Annotated in this window: 18 protein-coding genes; 16 read left to right on the plus strand and 2 right to left on the minus strand. The window is 33.2% G+C overall.

The annotated features are described in order from the left end of the window. The first annotated feature begins 59 nt into the window (after positions 1-59). Together ACZZZT_RS12740 and ACZZZT_RS12745 are read left to right on the plus strand one after the other, a co-directional pair. Entirely contained in the window at positions 60-1,016 is a 957-nt protein-coding gene (locus tag ACZZZT_RS12740; RefSeq protein ID WP_463460652.1) for a glycosyltransferase family 2 protein, read from the plus strand. Between the two features lie 157 nt (positions 1,017-1,173). After that, positions 1,174-2,193, plus strand: coding sequence for a hypothetical protein (locus tag ACZZZT_RS12745; protein ID WP_463460653.1), 1,020 nt, complete (start codon positions 1,174-1,176; stop codon positions 2,191-2,193). A 560-nt stretch (positions 2,194-2,753) separates the two neighbouring features. On the opposite strand, the gene ACZZZT_RS12750 is transcribed toward ACZZZT_RS12745, so the two are convergent. Continuing rightward, the gene (locus ACZZZT_RS12750; protein ID WP_463460654.1) at positions 2,754-3,212 is read right to left on the minus strand and encodes a hypothetical protein; all 459 of its coding nucleotides are present in this window, start codon (positions 3,210-3,212) and stop codon (positions 2,754-2,756) included. A gap of 291 nt (positions 3,213-3,503) precedes the next feature. On the opposite strand from ACZZZT_RS12750, the gene ACZZZT_RS12755 reads away from it, so the two are divergent. The 13 genes from ACZZZT_RS12755 (at position 3,504) to ACZZZT_RS12815 (ending at position 21,051) form a co-directional block, all read left to right on the plus strand. Next, complete coding sequence (locus ACZZZT_RS12755; protein ID WP_463460655.1) at positions 3,504-5,435, plus strand: RICIN domain-containing protein; 1,932 nt, start codon at positions 3,504-3,506, stop codon at positions 5,433-5,435. 268 nt (positions 5,436-5,703) lie between these two features. Next, positions 5,704-6,246, plus strand: a complete 543-nt coding sequence (locus tag ACZZZT_RS12760) for an RNA polymerase sigma factor (protein ID WP_073397975.1) — start codon at positions 5,704-5,706, stop codon at positions 6,244-6,246. Between the two features lie 88 nt (positions 6,247-6,334). Then, positions 6,335-7,393, plus strand: coding sequence for a FecR family protein (locus ACZZZT_RS12765; RefSeq protein ID WP_463460656.1), 1,059 nt, complete (start codon positions 6,335-6,337; stop codon positions 7,391-7,393). Positions 7,394-7,553: 160 nt separating this feature from the next. Continuing rightward, positions 7,554-8,837: an STN domain-containing protein gene (locus ACZZZT_RS12770; protein WP_463460657.1), complete on the plus strand. Its 1,284-nt coding sequence runs from the start codon at positions 7,554-7,556 to the stop codon at positions 8,835-8,837. Further along, positions 8,831-11,116, plus strand: coding sequence for a SusC/RagA family TonB-linked outer membrane protein (locus tag ACZZZT_RS12775; RefSeq protein ID WP_463460658.1), 2,286 nt, complete (start codon positions 8,831-8,833; stop codon positions 11,114-11,116). The genes ACZZZT_RS12770 and ACZZZT_RS12775 overlap by 7 nt, the downstream gene beginning before the upstream one ends. Positions 11,117-11,134: 18 nt before the next feature. After that, positions 11,135-11,572 carry a RagB/SusD family nutrient uptake outer membrane protein gene (locus ACZZZT_RS12780; protein ID WP_463460659.1) on the plus strand — a complete coding sequence of 146 codons (438 nt, stop codon included), beginning with the start codon at positions 11,135-11,137 and terminating at the stop codon, positions 11,570-11,572. Next, on the plus strand, positions 11,566-12,489 hold the full coding sequence (locus ACZZZT_RS12785; RefSeq protein WP_463462426.1) for a RagB/SusD family nutrient uptake outer membrane protein: 924 nt from the start codon (positions 11,566-11,568) through the stop codon (positions 12,487-12,489). Before ACZZZT_RS12780 ends, ACZZZT_RS12785 begins: the two co-directional genes overlap by 7 nt. Before the next feature lie 11 nt (positions 12,490-12,500). Next, a complete protein-coding gene (locus tag ACZZZT_RS12790) occupies positions 12,501-14,480 on the plus strand; it encodes a TlpA family protein disulfide reductase (RefSeq protein WP_463460660.1) in 1,980 nt (659 codons plus the stop codon). 24 nt (positions 14,481-14,504) lie between these two features. After that, complete coding sequence (locus ACZZZT_RS12795; RefSeq protein WP_463460661.1) at positions 14,505-14,960, plus strand: hypothetical protein; 456 nt, start codon at positions 14,505-14,507, stop codon at positions 14,958-14,960. After that, complete coding sequence (locus tag ACZZZT_RS12800; protein ID WP_463460662.1) at positions 14,935-17,100, plus strand: alpha/beta hydrolase family protein; 2,166 nt, start codon at positions 14,935-14,937, stop codon at positions 17,098-17,100. Before ACZZZT_RS12795 ends, ACZZZT_RS12800 begins: the two co-directional genes overlap by 26 nt. A gap of 270 nt (positions 17,101-17,370) precedes the next feature. Then, entirely contained in the window at positions 17,371-20,187 is a 2,817-nt protein-coding gene (locus ACZZZT_RS12805; RefSeq protein ID WP_463460663.1) for a M16 family metallopeptidase, read from the plus strand. Between the two features lie 352 nt (positions 20,188-20,539). Then, positions 20,540-20,731 (plus strand): cold-shock protein, encoded by a 192-nt coding sequence (locus ACZZZT_RS12810; RefSeq protein ID WP_042562756.1) that lies wholly within the window; start codon positions 20,540-20,542, stop codon positions 20,729-20,731. 122 nt (positions 20,732-20,853) lie between these two features. After that, a complete protein-coding gene (locus ACZZZT_RS12815) occupies positions 20,854-21,051 on the plus strand; it encodes a hypothetical protein (RefSeq protein ID WP_463460664.1) in 198 nt (65 codons plus the stop codon). Positions 21,052-21,289: 238 nt separating this feature from the next. Here the strand turns inward: ACZZZT_RS12815 and ACZZZT_RS12820 are convergent, their stop codons facing one another. Beyond that, positions 21,290-22,171, minus strand: coding sequence for a helix-turn-helix domain-containing protein (locus tag ACZZZT_RS12820; RefSeq protein ID WP_463460665.1), 882 nt, complete (start codon positions 22,169-22,171; stop codon positions 21,290-21,292). Between the two features lie 231 nt (positions 22,172-22,402). Between ACZZZT_RS12820 and ACZZZT_RS12825 the strand changes: the two genes are divergently transcribed. Then, complete coding sequence (locus tag ACZZZT_RS12825; RefSeq protein WP_463460666.1) at positions 22,403-24,049, plus strand: alpha-L-fucosidase; 1,647 nt, start codon at positions 22,403-22,405, stop codon at positions 24,047-24,049. The last annotated feature ends 17 nt before the right edge of the window (positions 24,050-24,066 follow it).

Raw genomic sequence — 24,066 nt, forward strand, 5'->3', positions numbered from 1 at the left:
TTGAAAAATGTCAGTAAAAGAAATAAAAATCAAATTAATAAAAACAATTAAAAAATAGAATGATTTCAGTTATTATAATATCAAAAAATAGGCATCATTTACTAAGACACCTTTTGAAATCGTTGGAAGAGCAAACATTTAATGATTTTGAAGTTATCATTATCGATAATTATTCAAATGAAGAAACAGTTAACTATGTAAAAAGTATTACTTCTGATAAATTTAATGTAAAAAAAATATTTTTGCCGGAAGAAAAGACAATTGCTTATTGTAGAAACGAATCTTTTAGAGGAAAGTATCTGGATGATAATTCAAAATATGTGATGTTTATCGATGATGATGACTGTATAAGCAGAGACACACTTTCCTGGTTCTATAAAAGAGCCGTTTCAACAAACGCAGAAATAGTAATATCCAATTTCGTGAGTGTTTTTTCGAAAAACGGTTCTTGTGAAGAACTCATATCGAAAATGTCTTACTCTGAGGTTTTCTTTAAGCTATTAAGAAATTTTTGGATGTATGTAATGGGGCATCTTCTTTTTTATAAACATTTCAGAAGCATGATGATCCATTTAAGATATTCAGTAATGCATTCAATATTGATTAAAAGAGAAGTCTTCAATAATTATGCATTTGATAATTCAATCATATACGGAGAGGATAATCATTTCAGGTTTAATGTTTTTACTACTGCTAAAAAGATTAAATACTATCCCTTATTTTTTGTTCCGTATCGTAAACATGGGACTAATACTCAAAATGATACTTATTTTCAAAAGAAAGTTCATAAGCTTAATTCTTTGGATTTTCTTGATAGAAATAGCTACCCAAATGTTTTGAAATATTTATTTCTATATAAAGGACAGCTTAAACTTAAAAGTAAGGCTTTATTGTCTCCTCAGGAAAAAAGTTTTATAGACTCTGTGAATCTGATCAGAAAAGAAATTAGCTTCTTTGAAAAAGCCAAAGTGAATATATATATGCTTCCTTCCAGTTTAAAAAATTACTTAAAATAAATGAGAAGGATTAGAAAATGTTAAAATATATATTGCAAAAGATCGATAGTGAGATAAGCAAGGTTGAGCCAACTATAAAGGTTTTAGATTACTTTGTCTGGTAATAATAATATTATCAACTATTTAAGTCTATGATTCACAATGTTATAAAAAAATAATGAAAGAATATTTTCAGAGGGACGTTCAAATAAGTCTGCAATTGTCAAAACATCAAAAACTATTACGTGAAATAATTGTCGGAAATACAGAGAATATTCAATATGACACAAGGTTAATCTACAATGAGAGAAAGCCTGAAGAACTGCAGTTAATAATCTATTATAAGTCGACAGATTTCTTATATCAAAAATTAAATTTTTTAAAAACTTCAGGAGTTAATATTCTGAAATTAATAAACCCGGTGATTTCTAAAAATTCATGGGAACATTCTGATATCCTTGATTTTTCAAGGAGCTCCTTGATTGAAATTAAGGATACGAATTATTTGGACCACGATAAAAAAACTTTGATACTTATTCTGGATAGTCTAGAGCTTATTCTAAGTAGCGGATATGCTGGCGATGCGCGATTTAAAATAACAGAAAACATTTTTCTTCATCTTGACCATTATATAAAATACGGTATGCCGGGAAATCATGAAGAGGGTAATAAGTTTATTGAACGCAATGATAATCGAAGAACAGATTTTGGTCCAGTTAGTTTTATTCTCCATTTTAAACATTCCTATAAATCAAGCCCTTCAGTTAAAGATTTTTTGATTACCAGAGATGCGTACCTGACCTTGACCGATAAAAGTAAAGTTTTAAAAGACGCTGAATTACTGCAATTGGGAGAAGATTTATGCCTACTGATGTCATTTTACTGGGAAAAAAATATTGATTTTTTTAGCGCTTCTCTTCGAATCAATGATATCGATAATTATAAAACGAGAGAAGTTTTCAAATTTAGTAATGAAGATTTGGATTATTCTGAAACATATTTTTTAAAAAACACGTATCCAACATTTTATGATTTTACTGAATCAGTGAATTTTGAAAAATACCAAACTTATAAGTCACTTGTTGAGCAGGCAGTTTCGTGTTTAAAAAGAATTAAAAATTTAGATGCTATCTCTACATTTATGATTCTATATATTACTATTGAAAAATTTAGAAACTTTTTTTATCAAATCCTTTAGAAGAAACTTCTTTTACTATTAGGGAAGGATTTGATTTTACAAGCATAACAAAAAAACAAATTGCTTTAAAGAAATTGGAGAAGTAATATGGGAGTCAGATAGAGTAGAGCTTGATTCAAAAGTAAATCTAAAGGTAGATCCTGTAAAAAAAACGGGATTGGTAAATCGGTTTGAGAGTTTTATTTTGTATTTAGATTTAAATCCTAATAAATATGAAGTCGATCTAACAGATATTATAAGGGTTAGAAATATAATTTACCACGGGAGTATTCCTGACGAGGATATCAATGTTTACAATAAAGAGATGAAGGTTTTGATATTTGATATTTTGTTAAAGATAATAAGTCAATAAATAACCTGCGTATTAATGTATACACTGTTGAAGCAACAATAGAGTTCATACAATTAAGGATTTTTTTGGTTTTGTAAGGTTCAGTTTTGTGGCACTGCATCCTTTGATATAAATCTCTATTAGCTGTTGTAATTATTGTGAAACTACCATTTTTACACTCCAAGAAGAAAGACAAAAAAAGCGAGCGTTTAGTGTAGGCAGGTTTTTATTAAAAATGAGATTTTAGAAGTATTGGTTTATACTTTATAAAAAGAGCCATAATTTCATTTTCATTTTTTTCCAGAAAGTTTATGGGAAAATAAAACGATTCCCTGTTTTCCAGCAAAACATGTAAATAAACAGAGGTGCTCTTCTCGCTATATTCATTGTAGCTGAGGCTGTTCTTTACTTCAAGGGCATTTATATCATCCCACTCAAAAGTACCTATTGAATTAAAAAAAACGCATCTATCGCTAAAAATAATTTCAGCGGGCTCCTCGATAATGCGCCTATCCTGTATAAAAGAAAAAAGATATAAGAGTCCTATCAAGCCCAAAAATGCAGCCAGAAAAACAGACAAGTTAATAACAACTATAGCAGTCGATAAAAAAATCACTAGCGCCAGCAACGATATTACCGCGTTCTGTTTTCTAAGTCTTTTATCTCGTTTTATTATAATTGTTTTCATTTTTTTAAAATGGTGATTGTTTAACAACTTTCTTTTATAATGTCAACAAATAATGATTCAATCTAATTTAGTGATTTTGTTTTTAGCTACATATTATTTTCCCGAATATTTCCTGTTCTGGTTTTTGAGCCAAAATAAAATTAAGTATCGAGATTTTAATCAATTATGATTTAGAAAGAGTCAAAAAAGAATAAATTACACAATCGGTTGTTTTTAAAATGTTTATTGTTAAATTAGCAGTAAAAAACTTACTCAAAGTGAGTGTATTTTATTAACTAAACCATTTATATTATGAAAAGATTTAAAAAATTACTTTTTCTATTTTTAGTGTTTATTCCCCTAATACAATTATTTGCATGGCCGGGAATGCCACTGCCTCCTCTGCATATTGAAGGCAAAAATTTAAAGGATCCTTGCGGAAAAAACGTTTTGCTGCATGGCGTTGCCATAACACCAAGTCCCTGGTTTAATGGATGCTCGTATAATCAATGCCGTTGGGATAATTATAATGTTCAGGGTTGTCTCAATTATAACAATGCAGTTATGGATGCGCTCACAGACACAAATAACGGATGGAAATTAAATTATATAAGACTTCATATTGACCCTTACTGGACCAATAAACCCGGCTGTTCTGCAGGAGAAAATGACATCGCATGCTTTGATTACAATAGATTAGTAACTTACGTAAATCAAGTTATAATCCCTTTAATTAATCATGCCAGAAGCAGAGGGCTTTATGTTGTCCTTCGTCCTCCTGGCGTATGTCCTAATCGAATTGCTTATGGGGACAATTACCATAATTATTTAAGAACCGTATGGCAATTTCTATCGAGCCATCCAAGTTTAAAGAATGTAGATAATGTTATGTTTGAAATAGCCAATGAACCTATAGAAATACTTGGGACAAATGGAAATTGGGGTGCAACAGGTGATGAGCATTTTGCCGCTTTACATAATTACTTTCAGGATTTAGTAAATAGAATTAAGGCTAATGGTGCAAATAATGTTTGTTGGATACCAGGAACAGGGTATCAATCTCATTACCAAGGATATCCAAACCATTTGATAACAGGAGGTAATATAGGTTATGCTGTTCATGTTTATCCGGGATATTGGGGAGCTAATGCAGAAAATACCACTAGTTTTAATAATGCCTGGAATGCTAACGTGCAACCGATTGCAAACGTAGCGCCTATTATGATAACAGAAACAGATTGGTCGCCTAGTGGGGACGAAACATGGGGTACTGGTACAACAAGCGGCTTTGGTCTTAATCTGAAAGGCAGAATTGATGCTACCGGAAATTGTAGTTGGAATTTACTTGCACCAGAAGGGTTGATAACTAAGGCAGATCCATATAATGTTACAACTGCTTTCAACAACGATTGGGAATCTTGTGCCGCACCAACTAAGCAGTGGTTCTCTGTATATGCAAATAACAATATACCATCGCAAAACTGTAGTAGCAGTACTTCGCTAGTAAACAATGGTGTTTATGAAATTGAATTTAAAACAAATTCAAATAAAGTAATAGATCTTAAATATGGGACTAATGCAAATGGCACTGTAATTCGTCCTTGGGACAGATCAGGGGGAACAGCACAACAATGGATTGCTATTGATGCCGGAAATGGCTATTGGCGTTTTAAATCAAATGCAAGTTCTACAGGACGTGTAATAGATCTTGACAGCGCAGATCCAACAAATGGAAAAGCGATAAGACTTTGGGAAAATTATAGCAATGATGCTCAAAAATGGTTAGTAACCGATGTGGGTAATGGTTATTATAGTATAAAATCAGCCATAAATACATCAAAAAGTTGGGACATTTCTAATTGTAATATGGATGGCACAGCAAATCTTCAGCTTTGGGAATATTACGGGACTGCATGTCAATTATTTAAGTTCAATAAAATAGGAAATACTTCAAAAAGTGTAGATGAGAAAAATATTTTAATAAATAATATTAAAATAGATACTGATGTCGAGGTATATCCTAATCCATCAAAGGGCGGAATGTTTAATATTTATTTCACTTCACAATCAGATGAAGATTATTCTCTGGCTATATACTCTACAGAAGGTAAGTTATTATATGAAACAAAAAATCTAAAATCTAATACGAATCAGGTTATTAGAACCAAACTTGCCAGAGGTTTATATTTGGCTACGATTTCTCAAAATTCAACTACAACAACCAAAAAGATATTAATTGAATAGTCTATTCTATGATAAATACTAACAAAGAATAATTTAAAGATGAGCAGTAATGCTCATCTTTTTTTTGTTTTAATATTGTCTTAAAAGAACTAAAATAAGCAAAATTATAAATTTTCAGATTATGGGTTAGAGTGTTAAAATGTAGTATTATTTTTTCTTATTTCGGAAAAAGTTGCAAAGGTTGAAATAAAAATGAAATTTCTATTGATAATTTTTTAAATTCTTTAGTTTTGTGCTGAAAAGAACCCTTAAAGGCAGGAAAATCTCAATGGAGAATGAAAAAAGAGATATTGATTTATGGCACCAAATAAAAAAGGGAGATGTTCATGCTTATCATCAATTATATGATCGGTATATAAATGCACTCTTTACATTTGGAATGCAATACACTAATGACCAGGCTTTAGTGCAAGATGCCATACATGATATTTTTGTTGATCTTCATCGTTACCGCACTACAATTGCAGCAGATGTAGTGGTTAAATCCTATCTTTTCAAAATACTTCAAAACGATATTTTCAAAAAACTAAAATCACAATCCAAAACCTTGCGTCTGGATATTGTTTCAGAAGATGCTTACAGAACAGATTCAGCAGAAGATGAATTGATCTTTAGCGAAACTGCCTTAAATAAGAATGCCAGTTTAGCATTGGCCTTATCTTCTCTGACCAAAAAACAGCGTTACGCTCTTCACCTTAGATTTAGTGAAGATTTATCTTATGAGGAAATTTCTTCTACTTTAGAAATTAGCTTAGAATCTTGTAGAACATTGATTTACAGATCATTAAAAGAGATTCGAACTAAGCTTTAAAAAAACTTTAAAAAAACGTTATTTTTTTTGTCTATGTTTTTGCCTTTTGATTCTTATAGCAATATAGAGAATCTAAAAGAAAAATATTTTGTACCCAAATTTCAAAATTTTACCAAAAAAAGATAAAGCTGATTTAAAAGCCAGAATTGCGGAGAGCATTGCGTTTGAAAAACAGCAAACCAGAAGAAAAAAACTTCGTATACTTTCGTGGAGCGTTGCTGCAGTAGTTTTTGTAGGTCTTGGACTTATTACAGTTGTATCTAAAAAAGAACAAAATGAAATAAGTCCGATTGAACAATTTGCAAACAGCAATAAGACTGACCGAATTGCTTTTGAAAAAAGTGATGAAATCAAGCTGGTATTATCCAATCAGGAATCTGTAACAGTTGGTGACAGCTCAACGATTGCTTATGATGCATCAGGAAATAAAGTTAAGGTCAATAATAAGCAGATAAAACAAACAAAATCTCTCGAAGCCCAATACAATACGGTTTTGGTTCCTTATGGGAAAAGAGCGCAGCTTAGTCTGGCCGACGGAACTTTGGTGTGGCTGAATTCTGGTTCTAAATTGATTTATCCTACTTCTTTTGATAAAGATACAAGAGAGGTATTTCTGGAAGGAGAAGGAATTTTTGATGTGGCGCACAATGCAGCAAAACCATTTTTTGTAAAAGCAGCGAACAATTATAGTGTACGTGTATTAGGAACATTGTTTAACGTAAGCTGTTATGCCAAAGATGCAAAAGTTACAACTGCATTATTAAGAGGAAAAGTGCAGGTGGTTTATGCTAAAAAAGGCTTTTTTAATAATGATACACTTCAAGGCATTCTTAAACCGGGAATGATTGCGGCTTTAGATAAAAAACAGCAAACGATTAAAACCACTGTTCAGAATGTGGAGCCTTTATTTTCATGGAGAAAAGGATATTATGAATTTTCACAGGAAAAACTTCCATTAGTATTAGATAAACTAACACGCTATTATAATGTTGATTTTGTCATGAATAAAAAAGTAAGCCAGACCGAAACCTATTCCGGGGCTTTCAAACTTAATGATGATTTAGATAAAGTGGTCAAAACATTAGAAGCCACAACAGGTTTTGAGTTCTTTTATAATGCTGAAACCAGGGAAATAACTATTAACTAATTATTAATGACTATAAATTGTGAGTGCCTATGATGTAAGATAAAACCTGAGAATAAAATAATCTAACCAGACCAAAAAAAACCAAAAGATGCTCGAACATCTCTTGGCTTATGTAAAATTTTAATTGCACTTGCAATTATCGATAAACTAAAACAAAATTATGAATAAAAATCATGATATAGGCTCTCTATTGCCTAAAAAAATCATCAACCTTACTTTTATTTTATTTATGAGAGTATTCATTTTAGTTCTGTATTTAGGATTAACCAGTATCTACGCCAACGTTGCCAAAGCACAAAATGAAATCTCAGTAAAGGTTCAGGGAGCTTCTTTGCAAACACTTTTTACAACGATTCAGCAAAAAAGCGATTACGTATTTTTTTACAATGATGATTTATTATCTTCTGTTAAAAAAGTAAGTATTAATCAATACGCTACCGTTCCTGAAATTTTAGACACGGCTTTGTATAATACAGGGTTAACTTATACTATTATTGACAAACAAATTGTTATAAAGAAAAATAAAAAAACGCAGCAACAAGTACAAGAAGAATATGAAGTTACAGGAATTGTTACCGATAAAACAGGAAATCCGTTAGTTGGTGTTAATGTTATAGTAGTAGGAAAACAAGCCTGGGATATTACCCGTGAAAAAGGTGATTTCCGAGTAACTTTAGCAGCCAATGATTCACTTCGTTTTGAATATTTAGGTTATAAACCAAGAACAATTGCCATTAACAATCAAAGAAATATAAAAGTTATTTTAAGTCTTGATGTTACCGAGTTAACAGGAGTTGAAGTAGTAGCCTCAAACGGTTACACCGATATTCCTAAAGAAAGAGTAACAGGAGCTTTTGAAGTTATTGGTGCAAAAGAACTTGCACAAGTCCCTACAGTAGATATTGCATCGAGACTGGAAGGAAAAATGGCAGGGGTAAGTGTAGATCCAAGAACAGGTAATATAGCCATTAGAGGAACAAATAGTTATGGAGCAAATTCTCCACTTATCGTTATCGATGGTTTTCCTCAGCCTATAAGTGATTTCTATTTAAGCAAAAGAGGAGTTCCCGGACAATCGATCTTAAGTTACATTAATCCGGACGATGTAGAGAGTATTACAGTTTTAAAAGACGCCGCTGCAGCTTCTATCTGGGGTTCTCGTGCTGCCAATGGTGTAATTGTTATAGTAACAAAAAAAGGTAAAAAAGCAGAGCCTACAATCAATTTTAGCACAACAACTACAGTAGGTGATAAAATCGATTTGAGCAAATTGCGTGTCATGAATACAGCGCAGTATATTGACTATGAAAAAGATTTGGTTGATGGCGGATTTGCAGCAGACGATATCAGCAATTGGCAAGGTAAAAATCCAAGTGCTGCTCAGGAAATTATGTTTCAGCAAAAAGAGGAACAATTTCAATATCAGAGAGAGATCAATTGCTAAATAAGCTTTCGCAAAATGATAATCTGGATCAGATTGGCAGATATTTATTAAGAAACTCATTAACCACGCAATATGATTTGTCTGTAAGCGGCGGAAGTGAAAAAAGCACCTATTACTTGTCTTTGGGGTATAATAAAGATGAGGCAGCCATGAGAGGTAATCAATCGAAATCATACAACGTGACTTTAAATAATTCCTTTCAGCTGAAAAGCTTTTTAAAATTAAACACAGGAATAAATTACGTTTCTTCCAGTTTTCAGGCCAATACCGTTGCCAATGAAGCCTTATCCAATGTTTCATCAACCGCATTGCGCCCTTATGATATGATTGCCGATGAAAATGGAAATGGTGTTGACCGTTATATTCTTTTCAGACCAGAAGTTGCAAAAGGATTTGAAAGCCAAGGATATCTGCCATGGTCTTATAATTATCTTGACGAATTAAATTATTCCAATGTAATTACAAAAGGAGCCAACATAAGACTGAATGCCAGTTTAACAGCTACAGTAAACAGTTGGTTAAATTTTGAAGCATCTGGAATGTACACTTCAATTGGCAACAAAACCAAATCTTTGAGCGAGCAGGACAGTTATTATGTTCGAAATATGATCAATGAAGCGACCTCAGTAGATACTGCCGGCAAATTGGTTTATGGTATACCAGTTGGAGCATATTTGTATAATATGACTACATCTAATGAATCTCAAAGCATGCGTTTTCAAATGAATATCAATAAGAATTTCAATGAAAATAATGGATTGCACTTTTTAGCCGGTTCAGAAATCAGAGAAGAGCGTAGGGAAGGATCAAGCCAAAGATATTATGGCTATAATACCGATACAAATTCATCACAATCTGTAAACCCTACAACATATTATACTACAATTTACGGTTGGCAGACTTACATTGGAACTTCAGACAATAGCATCAGTAAATACAGAGACCGTTATTTATCATATTACGGATTAGGGTCTTATGATTTTATGAACAGATACCACATATCTGGAAGTGTACGTTTTGATGATTATAATTTACTTGGAGCTTCCAGAAAAAACAGAGCATTACCATTATGGTCCGTGGGAAGTAAATGGGATATTAATAAAGAATTTTTCTTAAGAGAAGTAAGCTGGCTAGACAATTTATCGGCAAGAGTTACGTATGGTAAATCGGGAAGTGCACCCGGCGGAGGATTCGGAAGTCAAAGTGCTATCATTTCGGTTGGATCTATTGATTTTAATACACAATTGCCAACAGCTTCTATTTCATTACCGGAAAATCCTGAAATTAAATGGGAAACAACATCGACTCTTAATTTTGGTTTAGATTATGGCGTTTTTAATAATCGCTTACGCGGAAGTGTTGATCTTTATTACAAAAAATCAAAAGATATTTTAACCAATATACCTTATAATCCAACCTATGGCTGGTCTTATTTAAATTACAATACAGGAACACTTGAAGGACACGGAGTTGATGTAAATATTGGAGGACTTATTATTAACAAAGGTTTCAAATGGAACAGTAATTTCAATTTTGCCTATAATACCAACGAAGTAACAGATTCTCGTTTTAAGGCTACATCTACAAACCAGTATTTTGGTTCAAGTCCGATATTGGGTGAAACAATAGGATACCTGTACGCTTATAAGTGGGCTGGTCTGGATGAAACAGGACAATCTACCGTTTCTAAAAAAGATGGTACAATTATAAATGCTTCTCAGGGTATCGCGAATGTTTCTCCGGATGACCTGAAATATATGGGAACTACTGTTGCGCCGTATTTTGGTGGGTTAATGAATGATTTCTCGTATCATAATTTCACATTGGGTGTTCAGGTTACGTATTTCATGGGGCATGTATTTAGAAACACAGTTTTACAAAACTATCCTACTTATTCTGGTGCTCAATATGGTGCTGTCGCAAAAGACGAACTTATTGCAGATCGTTGGAGACAAGCCGGAGACGAAGCTGTTACCAATGTTCCGGGATTAACTAATATTAGTTTTAATAGTTTAAATCGTTATCAAATGGCCGATATCAATGTGCTGCCTGCAGATAATATTCGATTACAGCAAATATCATTAGGGTATAATGTTCCTTCAGAATGGCTGGCAAAAACTTTTATAAAGTCGTTAAGCTTCAATTTTGCAGCGAGAAATTTAGGTTTATTATGGGTTAAAAATGACCAGGGTATTGATCCTCAATATTTATCAAATAATAACTATAATACACTTGCACCACAGCGTAATTATACTTTACAGTTTAATTGTAGTTTTTAATTTTAAAAAATAGATTTTATGAAATTGCTAAAATTCACACTATATATTTTCCTGCCGGTACTTTTATTAAACTCTTGTAGAGATTATGTCGAAGTAGAACCCGTTGGGAACAACAGAATCTTAAAATATACATCTGATTACAGAGGTTTGGCGAACAATTATGAAAGCATGACTGTTGCAGGAGGAATTTATCTGCTTGCGAGCGCCGATGCAGAATTTCCAACAACCTACCAAAATAGCGTTTCGACTATTTGGTCTAATGCTTATACCTGGCAGGACAAAATATACGATCCGTCTCAGGGTGACTCAGACTGGAACGGTTTATATAAGGCTATTTATTACAGCAACGTAATTATTGACGGAGTAATGGGAAGTCAGGACGGAAGTGACGCAGAAAAAAAGAAATTTATGCTGAAGCTTTTGTTCACAGAGCGTTTGCGTATTTACAACTGGTAAATACCTATGGCCCGCAATTTGATCCGGCTTCAGATAATTCTGCAAAAGCAGTTCCATTGTTATTAAAACCCGAATTATTTTCAAAATTAGACAGAAGTACCGTGGGTCAGGTTTACGATCAGATTATCTCAGATTTAAACAGTGCTTTGGATAATGATATTCAGGATGCAGCGCCATTTAATGTCCTGCCGTCAAAAAAAGCGGTTTATGCTTTATTGGCAAGAACTTATCTTTATATGGGCTCTTACCAATTAAGTCTGGATAATGCACAAAAAGCTTTGGCTTTGCAAAACGGTTTGATAGATTTTAAAGGATTAGCTACTGCATACAGTTATCCCGTTTTGGTTCAGAATCCCGAAGTTATATTCTCAAAAACCTTGTTGACTACTTATGACGGATCTCCTTTATCAAATGATTTATTAAATAGTTTTGACAGCAATGATTTGCGTTACAATTATTATACAATAGCAGGCAGCAATTTTTTTCCTACTTACACAGGTAGAGGATTTGGTATGACCAGATATAGTTATACTAACGGAATTAACGTTGGAGTATCGGTGCCGGAAATGTATTTAATTTCTGCCGAGTGTTACGCCCGATTAGGACAAACACAAGAAGCAATTGATAACTTGAATATCGTAAGAGAAAAACGTTACAAATCGGGTACAGTTTACCAGGTTTCTGCCGGAACAAGTAAAGAGGCTCTGGACCTGGCGCTGATTGAAAGACAAAAAGAATTTATAGGCAGAGGTTTCCGTTGGTTTGATCAGCGAAGATTAAATCTGGATCCCCTTTATCAAAAAACATATACCAGAGTTTTTAAGGGACAGACTTATAATTTGGAACCTAATAGCGACGGATATGTATTTCCAATCAATCAAAATTATATTGATTTAAACCCAGAGTTGGGGAACTAAAAATAGCAACAATGTTAAAAAAAATAATGAATATCAAATTTTTGGTATTGGCGTTCTGCGCCTTTACTATACAGATTTCCGCTCAGGAAGTTAAGTCCAGATTACAAGGAATGGCAGATGTTCCGATTCCGGGAATGGCTTTAAAAATGACTTATGATGCAAAAGGCGGACCTTTAGAAAACATCAAAGAAATCAATGGTTATGCCTACGTTTTTAATGATTACAGATGGGAAATCGAGGATCTTAAAATGAAGAAAAACGGCGCAGTTTGGAATGTAGAATACACCGTTCCAAAAAACTGCGGCTTTATGGCTTTCAAATTTTATGGAAATACTGAGAACGGTTTAGTTACAGATACTGGACAAGACACTGGTTATCTTTTGGTTGTTTTTAAGGAGCCAAAAGTAAAAATGCCGGGAGCAGATTTAGCCTGGGCAACTTTTAGAAACAAGGATTTCAATTCTGAATTTGGCGGTTATTTTAAAGACTTTACGATAGACGGAGATGCTACGGAATATTGGTTAAAAAAAGAAGTAGCAGATCAGGGTAACAATTTCCCGAAATTTATTGATACGTATATTAAAGTACTAAAGGTTCAGAAACCAGAAAAATTTGATGCATTAGGGCATCATTTTTTAGGAGATTTTACAAGGAAAATGAACGGCCAGCCTGAAGAAGTTTTTCTAAAAGTTTACAATTTATACAAATTTGAGCTAAAAGATCAGGCAAAATCAGATTCTCTTGAAACTGTAATCCAAAAACAATTTCCGAAAGGCGCTTTTCAAAGATTTAAAGCGTATCAAAAAATTATGCCAATTGCAGATGCTGCAGAGAAAAACAAAGTTATAACGCAATTTTTAACTGATTTCCCATACACTTCTGATGTGCCAGATTCTCAAAAGTACTTCTATGATAATATTGTAAAAACGCAATTTGGCTATTATTTTGAAACCAAAGATTACAACAGTATTTTAGCTTTAATTCCAACTATGAATTTTGCTAATCTAAACGATGCTTATCATCAGAATATATCTAAAGCGTTGTATTTAAAAGTGGTTGATCCTGCGGTTATAGAAACAATGGCTGTGCCTATGATTAAACTGATGCAGCAAAAAGTAAATGACTTATCATACATGCAGGGAATTTACTGGTCTCCAAATCAGGCAAATGAAAATGCTAAAGATAGGCTTAACGATCAATTAGTGATTCAGATTCGTATGTACGACATGCTGAAAAAATACAAAGAAGTTTTAGAAACTTTTGAATTGCTGCCATTTGCAAAACGTTACGAAAAAGCAAGTATAAACGACATTCATGTAAGAGCCTTAGAAGCCTTAAACAAACCGACTGTCGAAGTTTTAAAAAATGCAGCAAAAAACAATACTTTATCAGAAGCGTTAACTGCTAAATTAAAAGAAACGTATTTAAAAGAAGGAAAAAAAGAAGCTGATTTTCCTGCTTATTTAGAGCAGTTGAAAAAAGAAAACAAGTCTGAAGAAAAAATTGCTTTAATGAATCCGGTTCCTGCGCCTGCAATTAAAGTACAGACAGCAGACGGAAAAGCAAAACAGTTGGCTTTGGACAGTGGAAAAATTATCGTAATTGATTTTTGGGCGACTTGGTGCGGACCTTGTAAAAAAGCATTTCCGGCAATGCAGCAATTGGTAAACAACTTCAAAGAAGACAAACAAGTTGAGGTTTATTTTATCAGTACACAGGAAACCAAAGAAGGATACAAAAAAGAAGCATTGGCTTACTTAAAAGAAAAAGGATTAAAAATGGATACTTATTTTGATTTAATTAAAAAAGGCGGCGGAACGAATAACGAATCGTTTTCTAAATACGCAGCGATCTTTAAATCAAGCGGAATTCCAAGAAAAGTGGTGATCAAAAACGGGCAGATTCGTTTTACTTCCGAAGGATATTCAGGAAATCCGGGTCAGCTTGTTGATGAACTTACAGAAGTGATTAATGCTTTAAAGAAAGAGTAATTTCTTTTTGAAAATCAAAAAAATATGAAAAATATACTTTTACTATGTACACTCGCGCTGAGTGTACATAGTTTATCTGCACAGAAAAAAACGGTCGACGAATCGGCTTATCAATCATGGCAAAGAATAAACAGTAAATCTTTGTCATACAATGGTAAATGGATTTCTTACAGCACCGTTTTTCAGGATGAAGAAAAGGAAAATAAAAAACAGGCCATAATTCAGGAAGCTTCAAAAGGAAAACGCTTGATGCTGAATGATATCAGTGATTTAAAATTCATTGGAAAAAAAGACTGGATTCAGTACAGCAAAAATGACAGCACGCTTTTGCAAAATCTAAAAACAGGTGTAAAATTTTTTGGAAAAGCAAGCATTATACCAATGCTCTTGACGGAACAGATTTCTTGTACTATTCACGTCCGGAAGCTGTTAAAGGAGATTTTTTCTACAGCGTGTGGTTTTTTACAATTTAGAAAGTAACGACAGTATTTCTATAAGCAACATAAAATCATCTCGCTTTTTAAAAAACCAGGCGATTGTATATGTTCAAATAGAAAAAGACAAAGCTTATTTAAAACACGGAATCCCAGGCGGTAAACAAGAAACTGTTTACAGCGGAAAAGCAGCTGATTTTGGTGATTTTCAATTAAATGAAAAACAAGATGGCGGTACTTTTACGTTAAAAGGCAGTAACAGCACCGATTTTAATTTGGTATATTATTTTAATCTGACTAATAATTCAACAAAACCAGTGTTCAATTATGATGATATTGTGTTAAACGACCCTGACTTTTCAATTTCAAAAACAGCTTACGGATTAAATGAAGACAGCAATTTCATTGTATTGGTAGTAAATTCTAATAAGCGTCAGGAAAATACCCAGATTGCCAGATCAAATATTGAAATTTGGAGATCTAATCAGGGAAGTATGGAGCGCAGACAAGAAATGCTGCGAAATTCAAAAACACTTCCAAGCGAGCCAAAGTTTATTTACGATATCAAAAATAACAAAGTCGTTAAAGTGGCTTCAATTGGCGAATTTGATCAGGTAATTATTCCAGAATCCGGTAATTTTAAAGACATTTTTGCAATTGATAAAAAACCATACACAATAGAAGTAGACTGGACTTTTAACGAACGCAATGATATTTATTGGATTGATGTTTCAACTGGAAAATCTACTAAAGTGCTGACAGGAGTTTTTGGCGCTATATCCTGGAATCCGCAGGGAAGTTTTGCTGTTTTTTATGATGAAAAAGAAAAAGTCTGGACTGTTTTTGACAGCGATACCATGCAGTTTAAAAACATAAGTTCGCAAATTTCTTATCCAGTTTCTGATGACAATGTAGATATGAAATCTGCTAATACAGCTTTCGGAATCGCAGGGTGGTTAAACAACGGAAATACAGTTGTTCTCTATGATGAGTTTGATTTATGGGCAATTGATCTTACCAATCAAAAAAAGGCTTATTCTATAACGCAGGGATATGGAAGAAAAAACAATATAAAACTTCGTTATAACGAAAATGGTTTTATCGGCGATTTAGACAATAGAAAGTCAATTACTTTAATAGGTTTTGATATCGTGCATAAATCCAAAGGAGTTTACAAATTAGCCAATAACAATTCTATAACAAAAGTATTTGCAAATCCCGATTATAATGTAAAAATTGAAACTGTTTCAGGAGATGATTCAAGCCTACTTTTTGCGAAAGAAAGTTATACTATTTTCCCGGATTTATGGTGGGCAACGGCTGGTTTTGGATCTCAGCAAAAAATTACCGATATCAATCCGCAGCAAAAAGAATATGCTTGGGGAACTTCAAAAGTATTGACCTGGAAAAGCTTTAGCGGAAAAGAAAATCAAGGTAATCTTTACCTTCCGGACAATTACGACAGTAAAAAAACATATCCGGTTATCGTTCATTTTTACGAAAAACATACGGAAGATTTCAATGTATATCAAGCCCCTGAGGTTAGTACATCAAACATCAATATTCCAACATTAGTGAGCCAGGGTTATATTGTTTTTCAGCCAGATGTACATTACACATACGGAGATCCCGGAAAAAGTGTTTATAATGACGTAATCAGCGGTGTTCAATATCTAATTGCAGAAGGCATTACCGAAAAAGGAAAAATTGGTATTCAGGGACATAGTTTTGGCGGTTACGAAACATCATTTTTATTAACAAAATCAGATATTTTCAGCTGTGCAATTGTAGGTTCCGGAGTAAGTAATTTTACGGCCAATTATCCTGTTATGCGATCAAATGGTATTTCGACTATGTTTAAATACGAAGCCGATCAATACCGTATGGGAAGTTCTTTATACGATAATCTGGACGGGTATATTAAAAACTCCACGATTTTTTCTGCTAAGAATATAAAAACCCCCGTACTTATTTTTCATAATGATAATGACCGCGCAGTGCCTTATCAGGAAGGGCAATCCTTATTTTTTGCACTTCGTCGTTTAGGGAAAACTGCTTTATTGGTGAACTACAAAAAAGAAGGACATACGCTTGAAGATGCCGCAAACAAAAAAGACTGGACAATCAAAATGCAACAGTATTTTGATTATTATCTAAAAGGTGAAGCAAAACCAGACTGGATGTAATATAAAAAACACTTTGCTATGCTTAAAAATAGACACTGATTTTACTGATCGCTATCGCGAAAACACTGATTAACACAGATCTTATTCTGTAAATTAAATCCGTTTAATCTGCGTTTTCGCAAGGCGAATCAGTTTCATCCGCGTTCAAATAAAACTGTTATTTGAAGATTCAACAGGAATTTTCAAATTAACAGCAGGAATTTCCTATACCATTTTCAAATTACAATTCAAGAATAAATCAATCAAAGAAGAACAAAAATATCAACCAAAATGAAAGCAAAACTATTTCTGGCGCATTTTATAATACTGGGTTTAACTCAGGTTTCAGCGCAGTTTAAAACTACAATTCCACTGCGGAAAGATGTGGTACATGGCACTTTAAACAACGGAATGCAATATTTTATTCTGCATAACGAATGGCCCAAAGACAGAGCCGATTTTTATTTTGTTCAGAATGTAGGTGCCATTTTAGAAGATGACAATCAAAATGGTCTGGCGCATTTTCTGGAACATATGGCTTTTAACGGAACGGAGCATTTTAAAGGGAAAGGCATTATCAATATGCTCGCAAAACACGGTGTAACGTTTGGGCGTGACATTAATGCTTATACTGCGCATGATGAAACAGTTTATAATCTAAGTAATGTACCGGTTAAAAATCCGGCGTTATTAGATTCGTGTTTATATGTTTTACACGATTGGTCTGGTTTTTTATCTTTAAAAGATGCCGAGATCGATGCTGAAAGAGGTGTAATTCACGAAGAATGGCGTACTAGAAGAAATGCCGATTTAAGAATTGGTTCGCAATTGGAACCTATCATTTACAACGGTTCAAAATACGGAAAAAGAGATGTTTTGGGAGATATGGATCTTATCGAGCATTTCAAATACAAACAACTGAGAGATTATTATAAAAAATGGTATCTGCCAAACCATCAGGCCGTAATTATTGTGGGAGATATTGATCCTGCAAAAATAGAAGAGAAGGTGAAGAAAATAATGGGTTCAATTCCGATGCCTTCAAATGCTGCAGAGCGAACTTATGAGACTATTCCCGACAATGATAAATTGTTGTATAAACTAGCTGTAGACAAGGAAGCGCAGAAAACATCTATTTCATTAAACTTTAAAAAGAATAAACCGCTTGTCCAGGATCTTGCAGCATTTGAAAATAGTATTGCAGAACAATTGGCTTTGCAAATGATGAATAATCGTCTTAAAGAATATACCGTAAATAATGAAACGGCTTTGTTGGGAGCAGGTTTGAGCTATTCTGGTTTGACACGCTTAACGTCTTTTTTTACTTTAACGGTAAATCCTAAAAACGGAAGATTATTAGAAGCTTTTCAACAGGCTTATACAGAATATGAGCGAGCCATTCAAAATGGTTTTACAAAAGAAGAACTGGACCGTGTAAAAGAAAATATGCGCACGGGTTATGAAAATCAGTTAAAAAATAAAGATAAGATCAGTAATGAAAACTGGGCTTCACAATTGCAGAATTACTTTTTAGAAGCTTCGCCTGTAATGAGTTTAGAAGACGAAGCAGCGTTTGTAAAAACGACTTTGGCTAATGTAGACGTAAATGAAATCAATAAAGTGTTTCGTGCACTTCCAACAGAAAAAAATCAAGTTTTAACCGTTTCAGGACCAGAAAAAGAAAATGTTACCTATCCAACAGAAACAGATTATACTACGGTAATAAAAAAAGTAAAAGAGCAAAAGTTAGAACCTTATACCGAAACAGTTGCAAATACTGCTTTGGTAACAGATAAACTTACGGAGAAACCAATTGTTAAGAGATTTGAAATTAAAGGAATTAAAGAAGCAAAAGGATATATTTTAGATAATGGAGCCAAAGTAATTATTTACCCAACAACTTTGGCGCAGGACCAGATTCTTTTTTCAGCTTTTAGTCCGGGTGGAATTTCTTTATTGCCCGAAAAAGATTTGCCGTCTTCACAGATTGCGACGGTTTTAGCCAAAAACTCTGGCTTGGGTGATTTTAAAGTGACAGATTTACAAAAACAGCTTTCAGGAAAAACAGTTAAAGTGAGTCCGTTTATTGGTGAACATTACGAAGGATTCAGCGGAAGTGCCGTTAAAAAAGATTTAGAAACACTTTTAGAACTGACTTATTTATACTTTAAAAATCCAAGATTTGAAACTACGGCATACAAACGAATTATTGATTATTATGGCGATGCACTTGAAAATGTAACGGAAAACAATAGTAAAATATTTGGTGATACGATTGCTTTGTTAGACACTAATCACAGCAAACGAACATTTCTTTTAAGTAAAGAAAATCTTGGAGAACTGAAATTTGATGAGGCTTCTAAAATTTATAAAGAGCGTATTTCAAATGCTTCTGATTTTACTTTTGTTTTTGTTGGAAATATTGCTGAAAAAGACCTTGAAGTAATCAATAAATATTTAGGAAATGTAGCAGGAAATCACACTCAGGAAAAATTTATAGATCATAAAATTGGAACAGCAAAAGGGTTTGTAAAAGAAAAACTGATCAGAGAAATGAGCGTTCCTAAAACCAGTATTTATGTACATCTGGAAAATAGAAATGCAGCATTTTCAGAGAAAAACCAAATTATGGCTTATATGCTTTCTCAATTGTTAGACAAACGTTATTTAGATAAAATTAGAGAAGACGAGGGCGGAAGTTATGGTGTGCAAACGCAGAGTTCATTGTCTAAGAATCCATCTCCGGTTTTTTCACTTCGCGTAAGCTTTGATTGTAATCCTGAAAAAGACAGCAAACTGCTTCAAATTGTATATGACGAACTGGATATTATTACAAAAAATGACGTTTCGGATAAAGATTTATCAGACATAAAAGAAGATTTGATAAAAAGCAATCAGCAGAATATTAAGTCAAATTCTTATTGGATGAACACGATCGTTGATCAGTTAAAAACCAATGATAAATTCGTAAGCAGTAATGAATATGAGAAATTGATCAAATCTATTTCGATAAAAGACATTAATAAATACGCAGCTGAAGTATTGCCAAATGCCGATAAAGTCGAAGTCGTTATGCAGCCTAAAACAGATCAGAATGCTTCAAAATAGCATTTTACCACTATAAGAACGGCAATTCTTCACTTTGATTTTAATAGTCTCTAAAAGAAAATCTTATGTTTCTTTAAATTTGAATTAGTTATAGAATTTGTAGACTAAAAAGAGCTGTCTTGCCGGACGGCTCTTTTGTATTATGAGCGAGTAATTTTTCTCCCCTTTTTAGTAAGATTGAACAGGATTAGAACCTTAAGTCCTGAACCAGATTTATATTTTGTTTCATTTACAATATTTACATAATTTATTGAAATTATTATATAATTTCAATATCCTAAATATTATCTGGTATCTTTTTAGTTGTACACAATTAAAATGCTTAGATTTATCCTTTTATAAATAATTTAATATGCAAGAAGGTACAGTAAAATTCTTCAATGAAGAAAAAGGTTTTGGATTTATAACACCAAAAAATGGCGGAAGTGAAATCTTTGTTCACGCTTCAGGTCTTTCAGAAAGTATTCGTGAAAACGATGAAGTGCGTTATGAAGTAACAGAAGGAAAAAAAGGGCCTAACGCAGTAAATGTAGTTGTGCTTTAATATCCTGCAAAATGTATAAAAGAAGCATCTGTATTAAACAGATGCTTTTTTTTATAAACCTGGATGCAAAGCTGCATGATACGTTTTTTCGCGTTTCTAAAATTGAATAACCTATCTGGATAATGGAGAAGGTTTTCTTACTGATTCCTCCAGGGTATTTCAGATCCTGCACAGAACAGTTTGATAAGATTAGTATTGATATGGCTTTTTGCAAAAGAATTATCGAAAAACATTTGGGAACCATCGTTGCTAAATCCGTAAAAGGAGCCGGAGTTGGTTTTACTGTTTTTTTTCCAATAAATCAGTCGTCGGAATCTTAAACATTTCTATCAAATACAAATAAAATAAGACACGTTTGATGCTGGAACTGTTTCCCACATCAAATCGATATTCAAATCTAAATTCGACGGTTTTTATTAATACTAGCTTTTTTGTTTTTAAAATACCACTGTGGCAATCACTAAAATAATGTGATTCGTCTAATTGTGAATAATATCTTTTTGCTAGAATAGCAACTTACAAAATAAAAAAGACCTTATAGAATGTATATGGAGAGAATTACATAGAAGGTTTATTATTCTGATGGCGATATTCTCCCGGAGTCAGGCTCACTATTTGTTTGAATATTTTTGAAAAGTGAGGCAAGTTCGAGAATCCGGTGTCTAAAGCGATTTCCAAAAATGTTTTATCACTGGTTGCGATGAGGTATTGCGCTCTTTCAATTTTTTTTTCATGGATATATTTCATGGGTCTTTGTCCTGTATGAGTCAGAAATTGTTTGGAAAAATAATCCTGATTCTGATTTACTCTTCGGGCTAACTGAGAAACCGTAATATTTTCGCTTATGTTAAGCTGTACATAACTCATCGTATCTAATATTTTAGGAGATGTAACCTGGGGTTTGAATGTTCTAAAGTCTTTTGTGCTTAAAAATCTGGAAATTAATTGAAGAAGAATACCATGGTTTTCAAACTTTAGATGTGTTTTCATTGTATCATTTAGCGATCGGTATTCTTTATAAAAAGCTTCTTTTTCATATACTTTAGGATTGTCTGATCTATTGATTCCTCTTCCAGGATTATTATGCAGCATTTTTTTTATGAGTGCTACATCAAGTTCTGTACTAGCCAATTTTATTACTTTTCTATTATTGTTGAACAAAGAAATTCCATCAGGAGATTCTTCGAAAAACTGAATAAAATACTGACTCAAAAAGACCTCACAGCTTAGATTACAAATTGTAAAACTGGGAACAAGATACAGGTAACCTGGCTCTAAAGCCCAACGGGTTGAACTGTCAGAAATAAATCCATTTCCTTCATCTATATAATAAATTCGATAATAGGGACTAATCACACTATTATAATTCCAATTATGATTAAGTTTTACATAATCAATATGTAATAATGAAAAAGAATATTTAAAAGTATTGTTGGACATAATAACATTATAATTAAAAAATACCGCTTTTGAATAATAAAAGGTCGTTTTTGAATAAAATTTATATATAAATAGATTAATATATTTGTTGTTAATTGTTTTAAAATTAATAATAAAAAAAACTAATAATAAAATTTATATATTAAATATATGTCATAATGTTAAATTATGATCTTATTTTAATGATTGGTGAAGTCGGAAATATGTAAAATATTATAAAATCATAAAAATATGAACAGACGAAATGCTTTAAAATTGGGCACAACAGCCCTGGCTGGACTCTACCTGTCACCTTTATTAGGACAAATTAATATTTTTAACAATTCTGCATTCAAAGGACCTTTCGAACCTACTTGGGATTCGCTTGAAAAATACCAAGTGCCTGATTGGTTTCGTGATGCTAAATTTGGAATGTGGGCGCATTGGGGACCTCAATGTGAGCCAGAAGCAGGTGATTGGTACGCAAGAGGAATGTATCAGGAAGATTCCTGGCAATATAAATATCATGTTGAAAAATACGGTCATCCTTCAAAATTTGGTTTTAAAGATGTGATCAATGTCTGGAAAGCAGATAACTGGAATCCAGAAGAGCTGGTTAATTTATATAAGGATTCGGGTGCCAAATATTTTATGGCAATGGCGAATCACCATGATAATTTGGATTTGTATGATAGTAAATATCAACCGAATTGGAATTCGACAAAAGTAGGTCCAAAAAAAGATATAATAGCAGGATGGGAAAAAGCCGCTCGCAAAGCAGGTCTTCCTTTTGCTGTTAGTGTTCACGCAGCACATGCCTGGACTTGGTTTGAAACTGCTCAGCGTTCTGACAAAAATGGATCTTTAGCAGGAGTGCCCTATGATGGAAAATTGACTAAAGCCGATGGAAAAGGAACTTGGTGGGAAGGTTTAGATCCTCAGGAATTATATGCCCAAAATCATCCATTAAGCGAAAGAAGCTCCGATAATGGTGCGATACACGGCCAATGGAATTGGGGAAATGGAGTAGCAAAGCCCTCCGAAGCTTACATGGAGAATTTTTATGATCGAACCATTGATTTGATTGACAAATATAATCCTGATATGATTTATTTTGATGATACCGCATTACCATTGTGGCCTGTCAGTGATGCAGGTTTACGTATTGCGGCACACATGTATAACAAAAGTCTCCAAAAAAATAAAACCGTTCAAGCGGTAATCACAGGTAAAATATTAGATACACAGCAAAAAAAAGCCTTGGTTTGGGATATCGAAAAAGGACAAGGTAATGATATTGAACCTTTGCCTTGGCAGACAGATACTTGTCTTGGTAATTGGCATTATGATCGTGGGGTTTACGAAAGGAAGCAATATAAGTCAGCTAAAACAGTTATTCATACCCTGATTGATGCAGTAAGTAAAAATGGGAATTTAATGCTTAATATTCCGGTAAGAGGAGATGGAAGTATCGACGAATTAGAACGACAGATTGTAAAAGAAATTGGTGTTTGGATGAAACTAAATAGCAAAAGTATTTATGGTACTCGTCCTTGGAAAATATTTGGCGAAGGGCCTCAGCTAGGCAGCGCCGGAGCTTTAACCGCTCAAGGTTTTAATGAAGGAAAAGGAAAACCCTTTACATCAGAAGATATTCGTTTTGTTCAAAAAGATAAAATACTTTATGCTACTGTAATGGCATGGCCGGAAAGCGGTACTGCAATTATTAAAAATCTGGGTAAATCTAACCAACATCATAGAGAGGAAATAAGACAGATTAGACTAGTTAGTACAGGACAAAAACTGAAATTCAAGCAGAATTCAAATTCTCTTGAAGTATATTTTCCAAATCAAAAACCAGAAGCTTCTTATGCGAATGCTTTGGAAATTTTATCATAATGTAAATTGATTTTGTT

This window comes from Flavobacterium sp. AC274 (genome assembly GCF_979258275.1).